This is a genomic window from Lentzea nigeriaca (assembly GCF_016907955.1).
Taxonomy (GTDB): Bacteria; Actinomycetota; Actinomycetes; order Mycobacteriales; family Pseudonocardiaceae; genus Lentzea; species Lentzea nigeriaca.
Window position 1 is genome coordinate 656,774 of sequence record NZ_JAFBCX010000001.1, and the last position, 17,182, is coordinate 673,955.

Consider the following 17,182-nt stretch of genomic DNA (forward strand, 5'->3'; position numbering starts at 1 on the left):
TGTGGCCGCCACGAGGCGCTGAGGCCGTCGAGATCGGTGTCGCTTACGAGCGGTTCGCGGAGAACGGGTTCGAGTACGGGCCGGTGTTCCAGGGGCTGCGGGCGGTGTGGCGTACGGACAGCGAGGTGTTCGCCGAGGTCGCGCTGCCGGAAGGCGTGGACGGGGGAGCGTTCGGGCTGCACCCGGCGTTGCTCGACGCCGCGCTGCACGCCGGAGGGTTCTTCGACGGGGCCGAGGCGGGGCTGCCGTTCTCGTGGGAAGGCGTGTCGTTGCGCGCCGTCGGTGCGGGTGCGGTCCGGGTTCGGTTGCGGCGCAACGGTGACGCCTGGGTGATCGCGGTCGCGGACGTGACGGGCGCGCCGGTCGCGACGATCGGGTCGCTGGTGACGCGGGCGGTGTCGGGGCAGGTCAGCGCTGTCGAGCGGGACTCGTTGTTCCGGCTCGGCTGGGTGCCGATGTCGCTGCCCGACGCCGGTGCGGCCGCCGTGGTGGTGGAGGAGTTCGTCGGCGACGGCGATGTCGTCGAGCAGACCCATGCTCTGGCCGCACGTGCGCTGGAGCTGGTGCAGCGCTGGATCGCCGAGGAGCGGACCGAGCGGTTGGTGTTCGTGACGCGTCAGGGCGATCTGGCCGCGAGTGCGGTGCACGGTCTGGTTCGGGCCGCGCAGAACGAGCATCCCGGCCGGTTCACGCTCATCGACACCGACGCAGAGGTCACCGAGCAGGTGCTCGCGATCGACGAACCGCAGCTGCGGGTGCGCGGCGGTGAGGTGTTCGCGGCACGGCTCGCGCGGGCCGAGGCGGCGGAGCCCGGCGAGTTCACCGGACCGGTGCTGATCACCGGTGGCACCGGTGGGCTGGGACGCGTGGTAGCCAAGCACCTCGTCGAACGCTACGGCGTCAAGGAACTCGTGCTGGTCAGCCGCACCGGCAAGGCGGACGTGCCCGATTTGGACGCCAAGGTTGCCGTGGTCGCCTGCGATGTCAGCGACCGCAAGGCGTTGCAGAAGGTGTTGAAGAAGCACAAGGTGCGCAGCGTCGTGCACACCGCCGGGGTTCTGGACGACGGCGTGATCGAGTCGCTCACGCCCGAGCGTCTCGCGAAGGTGTTGCGGCCCAAGGTCGACGCCGCGTGGCACCTCCACGAGCTCACGAGGGACCTCGACAAGTTCGTCGTCTTCTCCAGCGCTGCTGGCACGTTCGGCGCTGCCGGGCAGGCGAATTACGCGGCGGGCAACGCGTTCCTCGACGCGCTCGCCGAACACCGCAAGGCCGCCGGGCTTCCCGCGGTGTCGCTGGCGTGGGGTGCGTGGAACCAGACCGGCATGCTGTCGGAGGCCGACGCCGAACGCATGGCTCGGGGAGGCACGCCGCCGTTGTCGGTGGAGCAGGGACTCGCGCTGTTCGACGCGGCGATCTCCGGTGACGACGCGGTGCTGCTGCCGTTGCGCCTCGACCTCGCGACGTTGCGGGGCCACGGCGAGATCCGGCCGTTGTTGCGCGGACTGATCCGGACACGGGCCCGTCGTGCCGCGGCCCAGGCCGACTCCGGGCTCGTCCGGCGGCTCACCGCGATGGCACCGGAAGCACGTCTCGCCGCCCTGCTCGACCTGGTGCGCTCCGAGGTCGCCGCTGTGCTCGGTCACGACGGCGTCGCCGCGGTGGATCCGGCCAAGGCGTTCCAGGATCTCGGGTTCGACTCGCTCACGGCGGTCGACCTGCGCAACCGGCTCACGAACGTCACCGGGCTGCGGCTGCCGAGCACGTTGATCTTCGACTACCCGACGTCGGAGGTGCTCGCCGGTTTCCTGCGTGACGAACTGTTCGGCGCTGATCAGGCGTTGCCCGTGCTGCCCGCGCTGACGTCCACTTCGGACGATCCGATCGTGATCGTCGGCATGGCCTGCCGCTACCCCGGCGGTGTCGCCACGCCGGAACAGTTGTGGGACCTCGTGGTCGACGGTCGCGACGCCATCACCGAGTTCCCGTCCAACCGCGGCTGGGACCTCGACTCGCTCTACCACCCGGACCCGGACCACGTCGGCACCTCGTACACGAAGTCCGGCGGGTTCATCCACGACGCGGACCTGTTCGACCCGGAGTTCTTCGGGATGTCGCCGCGCGAGGCCGTGTCGACCGACGCCCAGCAGCGGCTCCTGCTCGAGGCGTCGTGGGAGGCGTTGGAACGCGCGGGCATCGACCCCGTCGCGTTGAAGGGCAGCCCGACCGGTGTGTTCGCCGGCGTCATGTACAACGACTACTCGTTGCTGCTCGAAGGCGACTCCGAGGGCTACCAGACGACCGGCGGTTCGCCTTCGGTCGTGTCCGGCCGTGTCTCCTACACGTTCGGCTTCGAGGGACCCGCGGTCACTCTCGACACGGCGTGCTCGTCGTCGTTGGTGGCCATGCATTGGGCGATGCAGGCTCTTCGCGCCGGTGAATGCTCTTTGGCGCTCGCCGGTGGTGTGACCGTGCTGGCCTCGCCGGGTGCGTTCATCGGGTTCTCACGGCAGCGCGGGCTCTCGCCGGACGGCCGGTGCAAGGCGTTCTCCGACTCCGCTGATGGAGTCGGTTGGTCCGAGGGTGTCGGTGTCGTCGTGTTGGAGCGTCTGTCCGATGCACGGCGCAACGGCCACACGGTTCTCGCGGTCGTGCGTGGTTCCGCGGTCAACCAGGACGGTGCCTCCAACGGACTCACCGCGCCGAACGGTCCGTCGCAGCAGCGCGTGATCCGGCAGGCGCTGGCGTCGGCGGGTCTGTCCACCGCGGATGTCGACGTCGTCGAGGCGCACGGCACGGGTACGACGCTGGGCGACCCGATCGAGGCCCAGGCGCTGCTGGCCACCTACGGTCAGGACCGCTCGGAGCCGCTGCTGCTCGGTTCGATCAAGTCGAACATCGGCCACACGCAGGCCGCCGCCGGCGTCGCGGGCGTGATCAAGATGGTGCAGGCGCTGCGCCACGGCGTCGTGCCGCAGACGCTGCACATCGACGAGCCGTCGTCCCACGTGGACTGGGAGGCGGGCGCGGTTCGGCTGCTGACCGGCAACGCCGACTGGCCGGTGGTCGAACGTCCTCGCCGTGCCGCTGTCTCGTCGTTCGGTGTCTCGGGCACGAACGCCCACGTGATCCTCGAGGCTCCGGAATTGTCGGACCTGCCTGAGATGATGGGGATGGGGGCCTCGGTCTCTCCCGGAGGGGGTCCAACCGGGATCGATCCAGCTGGGGTCGGTACAGCTGGAGTCGGTACAGCTGGAGTCGGTACAGCTGGAGTCGGTACAGCTGGAGTCGGTACAGCTGGAGTCGGTACAGCCGGAGTCGGTACAGCCGGAGTCGGCACAGCCGGAGTCGGCACAGCCGGAGTCGGCACAGCCGGGATCGACACCGCGGGTTCGGCTTCGCTGGGTGTGGCGGCGCCGCTGGTGGTGTCGGCGAAGTCGCGGGCGTCGTTGAAGGCGCAGGTCGAGCAGATCAACGCGCTTGTGGAGAGCGGCGTTTCCGCGGTGGATGTCGGGTTCTCGTTGGCGACTACGCGCGCGTTGTTCGAGCACCGGGCTGTGGTGTGGAACGGCGTTGAGCTTGCCAGTGGCGTGGTGCGGAACCGGCCGCTTGCCGTGGTGTTCTCCGGGCAGGGGTCGCAGCGGGTCGGGATGGCGCGGGAGCTGTATGAGGCGTTCCCGGTGTTCGCGGAGGCGTTGGACGCCGCGCTCGTCAACCTCGATCCCGGGCTGCGGGAGGTCATGTGGGGTGATGACCAGGAGGCGTTGAACCAGACCGGGTACGCGCAGCCGGCGATCTTCGCGGTTGAGGTTGCGTTGTATCGGTTGCTCGAATGGTTCGGGGTCAAGGCCGCGCGGCTTGCCGGGCATTCGATCGGTGAGATCGCGGCGGCGCACGTGGCCGGGGTGTTGAGCCTTGAGGACGCGTGTTTGTTGGTGACGGCGCGGTCGGCGCTCATGCAGGGGTTGCCTGTTGGTGGGGCGATGGTGTCGGTTGTCGCGTCCGAAGAAGAAGTGTTGCCGCATCTGACTGCGAACGTGTCGATCGCGGCTGTCAACGGGCCGCGGTCGGTGGTGATCGCGGGTGTTGAAGAAGAGGTGCTGGCGGTTGCGGAGCGGTGGAGGCACAAGCGGCTGAAGGTGTCGCACGCGTTCCATTCGCCGTTGATGGAGCCGATGCTCGACGACTTCCGTGAGGCGATCGCGGAGATTCGGTTCGCCGAGCCGGTGGTGCCGATCAGTGCGTCCGGGGATGTCACGACGGCTGAGTACTGGGTGCGGCACGTGCGTGATGCGGTGCGTTTCCACGACAACGTCACTCGGTTGGGTGACATGACGGTGCTCGAGGTCGGGCCTGACGCGCAGTTGACGGCGATGGTTGACGGGTTGATTCCGACGTTGACGCGCGTCAAGTCTGATGTCGAATCAATGTTGACTGCACTCAGTCAAGTACACATTGACGGCGTCAATGTTGACTGGATGCGGTTCTACGAGGGCGGCAAGCGGGTCGAGCTGCCCACCTACCCGTTCAACCGGCAGCGGTACTGGCCGGCGAGTGCGGGGCGGGCGTCGGACGCGTCCGGGCTGGGGCTGGTCGGCGTGGCGCACCCGCTGCTCGGTGCGGCGGTCGAGCTGGCAGAGGGCGAAGGTGTCGTGTTCACCAGCCGGGTGTCGCTGAGCACCCACCCGTGGCTCGCGGACCACGTGATCATGGGACGCACGCTGGTGCCGGCCGCGGTGCTGATCGAGCTCGCGTTGCGGGCCGCGGACGAGGTCGGGCTCGACCGGGTCGACGACCTCACGCTCGCCGCGCCGCTCGTGCTGCCCGAGCGCGGCGCCGTGCAGATTCAGCTGAAAGTGGGAACGGACACCGGCGGGCGCCGGCAGTTCGCGATCCACTCGCGGCCCGAGGACGTGACGGACGTGCCGTGGACGCAGCACGCGACCGGCTTCTTGGCCGCTGGCACGACCAGCAGCCACTTCGAGGCGACGGTCTGGCCGCCTGCCGGTGCCGTGGCGATGGACTACGAGGAGTGCTACGAGCGGTTCGCGGCCGTGGGCTTCGCCTACGGGCACGCGTTCCAGAACCTCAAGGCCGCCTGGCGCGTCGGCGACGAGATCTACGCCGAGCTCGCGCTGCCCGAGGACGTCGACGGCACCGCGTACGGGCTGCACCCGGCGCTGCTCGACTCGGCACTGCACGCGGCGTTGCTGGACGAGACGCTCGACGCGGGGCTGCCGTTCTCGTGGGAGGGCGTGTCGCTGCACGCCACCGGAGCGAGCGAGCTGCGGGTCAGGCTTACTCGCGACGAGGGCGGCATGCGCAGGACGATCGCGCTGGCCGATGTCATGGGAGCGCCGGTCGCCACGGTCGAGGCCGTGGTCGTGCGGGCGGTCAACGCCGAGCAGCTCGGCGAGGCCGGCCAGAGCGAGCTGTTCGGGCTGGACTGGGTGCCGGTCACGCAGGAGGGCGTCGCGGCGCCCGAGTCGGTCGTGGTGCTCGGACCGGACGTGCTCGACCTCGACTACCCCGTTGTCGACTCGATCGCGGACACGGATGCCGGGCTGGTCCTGGTGCCGGTCGTCGGCGGCGACGATGTCCTCGCCAGCACGCACGGCAACACGAGTCGCGTGCTGGAGCTGGTGCAGGAGTGGATCAGCAGCGGCCGGGGCGGCAAGCTCACCTTCGTCACGCGCGGCGCGACGACGGGTGAGGACCTGGGTGCCGCGGCGGTGTGGGGCCTGGTGCGGTCGGCGCAGTCGGAGCACCCACAGCGGTTCGGGCTGATCGACCTGTGCGGCAACAACCTTTCCACTGCGATGGTGTCGGTGGCGTTCGGTGTCGACGAGCCGCAACTGATGGTTCGGGACGGTCAGGTGCTGGCCGCGCGGCTGGCTCGGGTCACGAACGAACCCGCCGAAATCCGGTGGGAGGGCAAAGTTCTCGTCACCGGCGGCACCGGTGGGCTGGGCGCGGTGGTCGCGAAGCACCTCGTCGAGGCGCACGGCGTGCGGGAGCTGCTGCTCGTCAGCCGTCGCGGGCAGGCGGACACCGCGGAGCTGGAAGCGTTCGGAGCTCAGGTCACTGTCGCGGCGTGTGACGTGACCGACCGGGACGCGGTCGCGGAACTTCTTGCGCAGCACGAGGTTCGAGGCGTAGTGCACGCGGCCGGTGTGCTGGACGACTGCGTGATCGAGTCGATGACGCCGGAACGTCTGGCGAAGGTGTTGCAGCCCAAGGTTGACGCTGCTTGGCACTTGCATGAGCTGACGAGCGAGTTGACGGCGTTCGTCGTGTTCTCGTCGGCGGCCGGCGTGTTCGGCAACGCCGGTCAGGCGAACTACGCGGCGGGCAACGCGTTCCTCGATGCCCTTGCGGCGCACCGGAAAGCTCGCGGGCTGCCCGCGACGTCGATGGCGTGGGGCGTGTGGTCCGGGGTCAGCGGCATGACCGGTGAGCTGACCGAGGCCGAAGCCGCGCGGATGACGGCCGCCGGCCTGCCGCCGATCACGGTGCGGCAGGGGCTGGAGCTGTTCGACGCGGCTGTGGCGAGCGGGGCGGCGTTGACCGTTCCGGTGCGGCTGGATCTCCCGACGCTGCGGGCTCGTGGTGCGGTGGCGCCGCTGCTGCAGGGTCTGATCAGGGTCAGGGCGCGGCGTGCGGCCGCGGGCTCGGCCACGGCGTCCGGGCTCGTGCAGAGGCTCGGCGCGATGGACGTCGCGGAACGTCATGCGGCGCTGGTGGATCTGGTGCGCACGCAGGTGTCGTCGGTGCTCGGCCACTCGTCGATCGACGCGGTGGACGCGACGCGGGCGTTCCAGGACCTCGGGTTCGACTCGCTGACGGCTGTGGAGCTGCGCAACCAGCTGACGGAGGCGACCGGGCTGCGGCTGCCGGCGACGCTGGTGTTCGACTACCCGACGGCGATCGCGCTGGCCGATCACCTGCACGCCGAACTGTTCGGCGCGGTGGCGGACGGTGCCGAGCTGCCCGCGCTGGTGTCCACTTCGGACGATCCGATCGTGATCGTGGGCATGGCCTGCCGGTTCCCCGGTGGTGTTTCGTCGCCGGAGGACCTGTGGCGGCTGGTGGTCGACGGCGTGGACGCGATCACGCCGTTCCCGACGAACCGCGGCTGGGACCTCGACTCGTTGTTCCACCCGGATCCCGATCACCTGGGCACGTCCTACGCCCGCGCCGGCGGCTTCCTGCACGACGCGGACCAGTTCGACCCGGCGTTCTTCGGGATGTCGCCGCGCGAGGCGCTCGGCACGGACGGGCAGCAGCGCATCCTGCTGGAGACGACGTGGGAGGCGCTGGAGCGGGCCGGGATCGACCCGACCTCGCTGCGGGGATCGCGGACCGGTGTGTTCGCCGGTGTCATGTACTCGGACTACGCGCAGATCCTCGAGGCCGACTCCGAGGGGCACCAGGGTGCCGGCACGTCACGCTCGGTGGTGTCGGGCCGCGTTTCCTACACCTTCGGGTTCGAGGGGCCGTCGGTGTCGATCGACACGGCGTGTTCGTCGTCGCTGGTCGCGATGCACCTCGCGGCGCAGGCGCTGCGGGCCGGTGAGTGCACGCTCGCGTTGGCCGGTGGTGTGACGGTGATGTCGACGCCGGGGGCGTTCGTCGGGTTCTCGCGGCAGCGTGGGCTTTCGGAGGACGGGCGCTGCAAGGCGTTCTCGGACTCCGCTGACGGCGTCGGCTGGTCCGAGGGTGTCGGTCTGCTGGTGATGGAGCGGCAGTCGGACGCTGTGCGCAACGGCCACACCGTGCTGGCTGTCGTGCGGGGTTCCGCGATCAACCAGGACGGTGCTTCGAACGGGCTGACCGCGCCGAACGGTCCGTCGCAGCAGCGGGTGATCCGGCAGGCGCTCGCGTCGGCCGGACTGTCCACTCAGGACGTCGACGCCGTCGAGGCGCACGGCACCGGAACGACTCTGGGCGACCCGATCGAGGCCCAGGCGCTGCTCGCGACCTATGGGCAGGATCGCTCGGTTCCGCTGCTGCTGGGCGGCATCAAGTCGAACATCGGGCACACGCAGGCGGCGGCCGGTGTCGCCGGTGTGATCAAGATGGTGCAGGCGATGCGGAACGGTGTGGTGCCGCCGACCCTGCACGTCACCGAGCCGTCCACGCACGTCGACTGGAGCGAGGGCGCGGTCGAGCTGGTCACCGAGGCGACGCCGTGGCCCGCGGTGTCGCGGCCGCGGCGGGCCGGTGTCTCGTCGTTCGGTCTGTCCGGCACCAACGCCCACGTGATTCTCGAGGCTCCGGAATTGTCAGACCTGCCTGAGATGATCGGGATGGGGACCTCGGTCTCCCCCGGAGGGGGCCTAGGCGGGATCGATACAGGCGGCGTGGGCGCGGCGGGGATCGGCTCGGCGGGGATCGGCCCGGCTGGGAATGGTCCGGCTGGGATCAACCCGCCTGAGGGCGGGGCGGCGGGCGCTGAGACAGCGGGCGCCGAGGCGGGCGGTTCGCATCCGTTGGGTGTGGCAGTGCCGTTCGTGGTGTCGGCCAAGACGGCGGAGGCGTTGCCGGGGCAGATCGAGCGGGTCAAGGCGGCGGCAGGAGCGCCGGAGGACATCGCCTACTCGTTGCTGACCACGCGCGCGCAGTTCGAGCATCGGGCGGTCGTGCTCGGGGACGAGGTGCTGGCGCAGGGGACCGCGCAGTCGCAGCGGTCGCTCGCGGTGCTGTTCTCCGGGCAGGGGTCGCAGCGCGTGGGCATGGGGCGTGAGCTGTACGAGGCGTTCCCCGTGTTCGCCGAGGCGCTGGACGCCGTGTTGATGTACCTGGACCCGGCGGTCCGGGACGTCATGTGGGGCGAGGACCAGGAGGCGCTGAACCAGACGGGAGTCGCGCAGCCCGCGTTGTTCGCGGTGGAGGTGGCGCTGTACCGGTTGGTCGAGTCGTGGGGCGTCGGGCCGGATCAGGTGGCCGGGCATTCGATCGGGGAGATCGCGGCGGCGCATGTCGCCGGGGTGCTGAGCCTCGAGGACGCGTGCTTGCTGGTCACGGCTCGGTCGGCGCTCATGCAGGCGTTGCCCGCCAGCGGGGCGATGGTGTCGGTGATCGCCTCGGAGGAGGAGGTGACGCCGCACCTCACCGAGCGGGTGTCGATCGCGGCGATCAACGGACCCAAGTCCGTGGTCATCGCGGGTGACGAGGACGAGGTGCTCAGGATCGCCGAGCGGTGGAAGAGCAAGCGGCTCAACGTCAGTCACGCGTTCCACTCGCCGTTGATGGAGCCGATGCTGGACGACTTCCGCGAAGCGCTCGCGGAGGTGGCGTTCAACCAGCCGAGTGTTCCGGTTGTCGCCGGCGGCGACGTCACGACGGTCGAGTACTGGGTCGATCACGTCCGGGACGCGGTGCGGTTCAGCGAGAACGTCGAGAAGTTGCGCGAGCGAGGCGCCACCACGTTCCTCGAGATCGGGCCGGACGGAGTGCTCTCGGCGCTGGTCGAGGGTGCGATTCCGGTGCTGCGCAAGGACAAGGACGAGCGCGTGGCGGCGCTGACCGCGCTGGCCCGGCTGCACGTCGACGGGGTGAAGGTCGACTGGAGCGGGTTCTGCCGTGGTGGTAAGAAGATCGACCTGCCGACCTACGCGTTCGACCGCCAGCGGTACTGGCCCGCGGTGCGGATCGGCGGAGACGATGCGTCCGGGATCGGCATGGTCGCCGTCGGGCACCCGTTGCTCATCGCGGCGGCGGAACTCGCTGATGGGGAAGGGTTCCTGTTCACCAGCAGGCTGGCGTCGCGCACGCATCCATGGATCCGCAACCACACGATCATGGGGCAGGTCATGGTGCCGGGTGCGGCGCTCGTCGAGCTCGCGATGCGGGCAGGGGACGAGGTCGGGCTCGATCGGCTGGAGGAGCTGACGTTGTCGGCGCCGGTGGTGCTGCCGGACCACGGTGGGCTGGCGTTGCAGATGAGGGTGTCCGCGGGCGACGAGCGGCGGACGTTCACGATCCACGCGCGGCCGGACGAGGTTGCCGACGCGCCGTGGACGCAGGTCGCCAGCGGTGTGCTGGGCAAGGGAGAGCAGCGGGTCGAGTTCGATGCTTCCGTGTGGCCGCCACAGGCCGAAGCGGTCGATGTCGAGGGCTGCTACGAAAAGTTCGCCGAGGCCGGGTTCGCTTACGACGGCATGTTCCGCGGACTGCGGGCGGCCTGGAGGGACGGCGACACCACGTATGCCGAGGTGGCGTTGCCCGACGACGTGAACGTGAAGCCGTTCGGGTTGCATCCGGCGTTGCTGGACGCGGCTTTGCACGCCTCGCTGCTCGACGAGAGCGGGACGGCCGGGCTGCCGTTCGCGTGGGAGAACGTGTCTCTGCACGCCACCGGTGCCACGGCGTTGCGGGTCAAGATGACGCGCGACGACAACGGGTTGCGCATCGCGGTGGCCGACCCCGGCGGCAACCCGGTGGCCTCGGTCGAGTCGCTCGTGATGCGGGCGGTCGCCGCGGCGCAACCCGCTGAGCTGGACTCGTTGTTCGCCGTGCGGTGGACGCCTGTCGCGGTGCCGCCGGCCGAGGCGGGCAAGACGGTCAGCGTGCTCGGGCCGGACGTGCTGGGGCTGTCGGTCGGACGGGTCGAGGGTCTGCTTTCGTTGACTGACACGGATGTCGTGCTCGTGCCGGTCGCGGGGGAGCAGAACGCGGAGTCGGTCAGGGCGACGACCCACCGGGCGTTGGAGCTGCTGCAGGAGTGGATCCGGGACGACCGCGACGGGCGGCTCGTGTTCGTCACGCGTGGAGCGGTCGAGGGTGACGACCTGGCCGGTGCGGCGGTGTGGGGACTGGTGCGGAGTGCGCAGACCGAGCACCCCGACCGGTTCGGGCTGATCGACCTGGACGCTGAAGAATCCTCGCTGGCGACGCTCCTCGGTGTGCTGGACCTCGACGAACCGCAGCTGGTGATCCGCGACGGCGAGGCTCGCGCGGCGCGGCTCGGACGGGTCGCTGCCGAAGGCGACGAGGTCGCTTGGGAGAGCCCGGTTCTGGTCACCGGCGGCACCGGCGGGCTGGGCGGGATCGTGGCGCGGCACCTGGTGGAGAACCACGGGGTGACCGAGCTGGTGCTGGTCAGCCGCAGCGGTCAGGCTGACGTCAGTGAGCTGGAGGCGTTGGGAGCTCAGGTTTCCGTTGTCGCCTGCGATGTCGCCGACCGGGCCGCGCTGTGGGAGTTGTTGAAGCAGCACAGGGTTCGGGGCGTGGTGCACGCGGCCGGTGTGCTCGACGACGGTGTGATCGAGTCGCTCACGCCGGAGCGGGTCGACGGTGTGCTGCGCGCCAAGGTCGACGCGGCGCTCAACCTGCACGATCTCGCCACCGAGGCCACGCGGTTCGTGGTGTTCTCGTCGGCGGCAGGGGTGTTCGGCAACGCCGGTCAGGGCAACTACGCCGCCGGAAACGCCTTCCTCGACGCGCTGGCCGCGCACCGGCAGCTCAACGGGTTGCCCGGTGTGTCGTTGGCCTGGGGTGCCTGGGACACCGGCATGCTGCCGGCGGAGGACGCGGAACGGATGCGGCGCTCTGGCATGCCCGCCCTGGACGCGGAGCTGGGCCTGCGGCTGTTCGACGCGGCGGTCGCCGGGGCCGAGCCCGCGGTGGTGCCGGTGCGGCTCGACCTCGGTGCGTTGAAGCAGAACGGTGACGTGAAGCCGTTGCTGCGCGGGCTGATCCGGGTGAAGGCGCGACGGAAGGTCGCCGGATCGGAGACGGCTTCCGGTCTGGTGCAACGACTGTCCGTTATGGACGAGACCGGTCGGCTGGACGCGCTGGTGGACCTGGTGCGCGGCGAGGTGGCGGCGGTGCTCGGTTACGACACGATCGCGGCGGTCGATCCAGTGCGGGCGTTCCAGGAGCTCGGGTTCGACTCGCTCACGGCGGTCGAGCTGCGCAACCGGCTCACCGCCGTCACCGGCCTGAAGCTGCCGGCGACCGTCGTGTTCGACTACCCGTCGTCCGCCCAGCTGGCCTCCTACCTGAAGGACGAGCTGCTCGGGGCCGTGTCCGAGGTGTCGGGCCTGCCCGCGCTCGTGTCCATTTCGGACGATCCGATCGTGATCGTGGGCATGGCGTGCCGTTACCCCGGTGGTGTTTCGTCGCCGGAGGACCTGTGGCGGCTGGTGGTCGACGGCGTGGACGCGATCACGCCGTTCCCGACGAACCGCGGCTGGGACCTCGACACGTTGTTCCACCTGGACCCCGACCACCCCGGCACCTCGTACGTGCGGGCCGGCGGCTTCCTGCACGACGCCGACCTGTTCGACCCCGAGTTCTTCGGGATGTCGCCGCGCGAGGCCGTCGCGACGGACTCGCAGCAGCGGCTCATGCTGGAAACGGCGTGGGAGGCGCTGGAACGGGCGGGCATCGCGCCGGCCTCGTTGCGGGGCAGCTCGACCGGTGTGTTCGCCGGTGTCATGTACAACGACTACACGCAGCTCATCGGCGGTGCGGACAGCGAGGGCTTCGGGTCGACCGGTGCTTCGCCCTCGGTGATCTCCGGGCGGGTGTCGTATGCGCTCGGGCTTGAGGGGCCGTCGGTGTCGATCGACACCGCGTGCTCGTCTTCTCTCGTGGCGCTGCACTGGGCTATGCAGGCTCTTCGGGCTGGTGAGTGCTCGCTGGCGTTGGCTGGCGGTGTGACCGTGATGTCGACGCCGGGCTCGTTCGTCGGATTCTCGCGGCAGCGCGGGTTGTCGGAGGACGGGCGGTGCAAGGCGTTCTCGGATTCCGCCGATGGTGTCGGGTGGTCCGAGGGTGTTGGTCTGCTCGTGCTGGAGCGTCAGTCCGATGCGGTGCGCAACGGCCACACGGTTTTGGCGGTCGTGCGTGGGTCGGCGATCAACCAGGACGGTGCTTCCAACGGTCTGACGGCGCCCAACGGGCCGTCGCAGCAGCGGGTCATTCGTCAGGCCTTGGCCTCTGCCGGGTTGACCGCTGCTGATGTCGATGCCGTTGAGGCGCATGGCACCGGTACTTCTTTGGGTGATCCCATCGAGGCTCAGGCGCTGATGGCGACCTACGGGCAGGACCGTGACGTGCCGCTGCTGCTGGGTGGCATCAAGTCGAACATCGGGCACACGCAGGCTGCTGCCGGTGTCGCGGGCGTCATCAAGATGGTGCAGGCGATGCGGCACGGCGTGTTGCCGCGGACGTTGCACGCTTCGACGCCCTCGTCGCACGTCGACTGGAGCGAGGGTGCGGTCGAACTGCTGCAGGAGAATACGCCGTGGCCTGCGGTGGCGCGGCCGCGGCGGGCGGCGGTGTCGTCGTTCGGCATCTCGGGCACGAACGCCCACGTGATTCTCGAGGCTCCGGAACTGTCAGACCTGCCTGAGATGATTGGGATGGGGGATCGCGCCCCCCTGGGGGCCAGCCAGTCCGGATCGATTCCGTGGGTGGTGTCGGCGCGCTCCGAGGCGGCGCTGGACGGGCAGGTCGAGCAGATCAAGCAGGTCAGTGGGGCGGCCAAGGATGTCGCGTACTCGTTGCTGACCACCAGGACGTTGTTCGACCACCGGGCCGTCGTGCTGGACGGCGAGGTCGTGGCACGAGGAACGGTGAAGAGGAGGCCCACCGCGTTCCTGTTCACCGGGCAAGGAGCGCAGCGGACCGGCATGGGACGGGAGCTGTACGAGGCGTACCCCGTGTTCGCCGAGGCGCTCGACGCCGCGTTGCAGCACCTCGACCCGGCGCTGCGCGAGGTGATGTGGGGCGAGGACCAGGAGGCGCTGAACCAGACCGGGTTCGCGCAGCCGGCGTTGTTCGCCGTCGAGGTGGCGCTGTACCGGCTCTTCGAGTCGTTCGGGGTGAAGCCCGATCGGGTTGCCGGGCACTCGATCGGTGAGGTCGCGGCGGCGCACGTCAGCGGCGTGCTGAGCCTCGAGGACGCCTGCCTGCTGATCACGGCACGGGCCGCGCTCATGCAGAACCTTCCTGCCGGTGGCGCGATGGTGTCGGTCATCGCCTCGGAGGAGGAGGTCACGCCGTACCTGACGGGCAACGTGTCGATCGCGGCGATCAACGGGCCGCGGACCGTCGTGCTGGCGGGCGAGGAGGACGAGGTCCTCAAGATCGCCAAGCAGTGGAAGTACAAGCGGCTCAACGTCAGTCACGCGTTCCACTCGCCGTTGATGGAGCCGATGCTGCAGGACTTCAGGGAGGCGATCGCGGAGATCACCTTCAACGAGCCGCAGATCGCGTTCCAGGCGAGCGGCGACGTCACGACGGTGGACTACTGGGTCGGCCACGTCAGGGACGCCGTGCGGTTCCACGACAACGTCACCGCGCTCGGCGACCGGACGTTCATCGAGATCGGGCCCGACGCGGCGTTGACGCCGTTGGTGGACGGGGCGATTCCCTCGCTCAAGCGGGGACTCAGCGAGGTCACCCAGGTGCTCACCGCGCTCGGGCAGGCGCACGTGGAGGGCGTGAGCGTCGACTGGTCGCCGTTGCTCGGCGGGGCGAAGAAGATCGACCTGCCCACCTATGCGTTCCGCCGGCAGTCGTACTGGCCGAAGGTCGTGGAGGGCACCCGCGACGTCAAGGCGGCCGGGCTGAGCGGGGTCGGGCACCCGCTGCTCGGGGCCGCCGTGCAGCTCGCCGGGCAGGACGGGCACCTGTTCACCAGCCGGATCTCACTCAGGACGCACGCGTGGCTCGCCGACCACGTGATCATGGGACGCGCGTTGGTGCCGGGCGCGGCGCTGGTCGAGGTCGCCCTCAAGGCCGCGGAGGAGCTCGGGCTCGACACGCTGGAAGAGCTCACGATCGCCGCGCCGCTGACGCTGCCCGAGCAGGGTGGGGTCCAGCTGCAGGTCGCGATCAGCGCCGAGGAGAACGAGAAGCGCACCGTCACGATCTACAGCAGGCCCGAGGACACGGATCTGCCGTGGACCGAGAACGCCAGTGGTGTCCTCGGCGGCAGCGACCACCAGGGCGAGCGGCTCGACACCTGGCCCGTCGGCGAACCGATCGAGCTGGAAGGGGTTTACGACAAGTTCGCGGAGATCGGGTTCGGCTACGGCGACACGTTCCGCGGGCTGCAGAAGGCGTGGCGGCACGAGAAAGCGGTGTACGCGGAAGTCGCGCTGCCGGAAGGGGTTGAGCCAGGCACGTTCGGCATCCACCCGGCACTGCTCGACGCGACCCTGCACACCGCGCTGCTCGCCGAAGGTGATCAGGGCGCGGGACTGCCGTTCAGCTGGGAGGGCGTGAAGATCCACGCCACCGGGGCGGGCAGCGTCCGGGTGCGGATGACGCGCGACGAGAGCGGGGCGGTGCGCATCGTCGTCGCCGACCCGCAGGGCAACCCGGTCGCCGAGGTCGAGTCGCTGGTGGTGCGGGCGGTCAACGCCGCGCAGCTCACCGAGAACACCACCCGCGACGCCCTCTTCACGCTCGGCTGGACGCCGATCACCGTGACCGAACCGATCGGCGCGCAGGTGTCGATCGCGGGCACCGACCACTTCGGACTGGTCGACCACCTCGTCGCCGGACGGATCCACGACACGATCGAGACCGCCGACACCGAGGTCGTGCTGACCGAGATCACCGCCTACTCCGACGACGTCGTGGACTCCACGCACGCCGCCGTGTCGGACGCGCTGATCAACGTCCAGGAGTGGATCAACGGCGGGCGCGCGGGAAGGCTCTGGTTCGTCACGAAGAACGCCATCGCGGCCACCGCGGGAGACATCCCGGACCCGGTCGCGGCGGCGGTGTGGGGACTGGTCCGGGTCGCGCAGTCCGAGCACCCCGGCAGCTTCGGGTTGCTCGACCTCGACGACCAGCGCTCCAGCCTCGCCGTGCTGCGCCATGCGGTCAACGCCGACGAACCCCAGGTCGTCCTGCGCGACGGCGAGATCCTCGGCGGCAGGCTGGCGAGGGCGCAGCGCCAGGAGAACGCGATCGAGTACGGCAAGGTCCTCATCACCGGCGGCACGGGCGGCCTCGGCCGGATCATCGCCGGCCACCTCGTCGAGCACCACGGCGTCCAGGACCTCGTCCTGGTCAGCCGCAGCGGCCAGGCGGACGTGGACCTCGACGCGAACGTCACGGTCGTCGCGTGTGACGTCAGCGACCGCGGCGAGCTCGCCGCACTGCTGAGCGACCACAACCCGGCGACGATCATCCACGCGGCGGGCGTGCTCGACGACGCCACGATCGAGTCGCTGACGCTCGACCGCGTCGACCCGGTGCTCCAGCCGAAGGTCGACGCCGCCTGGTACCTGCACGAACTGGCCCCGGACGCCACCCTGGTGTTCTTCAGCAGCGTCGCCGGCACGTTCGGCAACGCGGGCCAGGCCAACTACGCTGCGGGCAACGCCTTCCTCGACGCACTGGCCGCGCATCGCAAGGCGCACAACCAGAAGGCGACGAGCCTGGCCTGGGGTGCCTGGGACACCGGCATGCTGAGCGCCCAGGACGCGGAACGCCTGGCCCGCACCGGCATGCCCGCGATCACACGGGAGCTCGGCACCACCCTCTTCGACGAGGCGATCCAGACCGGGGAAGCACAGACCATCCCGGTCAAGCTCGACTTCGCCGTCCTGCGCAACCACGAGGTCGCACCGCTGCTGCGCGGCCTCGTGCGCACCAGGGCGAAGAAGGCCGTGGCAGGCCAGGAAACCGCGGACTCGCTCGTCAAGCGCCTGACGGGCCTCACCGACCAGGGACGCACGGACGCGCTGCTCGACCTCGTCCTCGGCCAGGTCGCCGAGGTGCTCGGCCACGCAGAGGGCGAGGTGATCGAGGAGGACCGCCAGTTCTCCGACCTCGGCTTCGACTCGCTCACCGCGGTCGAGCTGCGCAACCGCCTCGGCGGCGCGACGGAGCTGCGGCTGCCCGCCACGCTGGTGTTCGACTACCCGACGCCCGCGGACCTGGTGGCACACCTCAAGTCCGAGCTGCTGGCCGACGCGCCGCAGGCCGGGCTGCCGAGCGTGCTCGCCGACCTCGACGCGTTCGAGCAGACGCTGAACGCGGCCAGTGTGGACGACGCGCTGCACCAGCAGATCGCGGGACGCCTCGACGCCCTGCGCACCAGGTGGGCGTCGCTGCGGAACACCGGCACCGAGAAGGACTTCGAGTCGGCTTCCGACGACGAGATGTTCGCCATGCTCGACGAAGAACTCGGCCTCTGAGAAGGAGTGCG

1 protein-coding gene (only partly in view) is annotated in these 17,182 nt (G+C 70.0%); it reads left to right on the forward strand.

All coding sequences use genetic code 11. The annotated features are described in order from the left end of the window. Positions 1–17,171, forward strand: the 3' portion of a protein-coding gene (locus JOD27_RS44465; RefSeq protein WP_239566290.1) for a type I polyketide synthase. 12,844 nt of this gene lie to the left of the window's left edge; 17,171 of the gene's 30,015 nt are visible here — the last part of the coding sequence; the start codon falls outside the window, past its left edge; the stop codon is at positions 17,169–17,171. Positions 17,172–17,182: the final 11 nt, after the last annotated feature.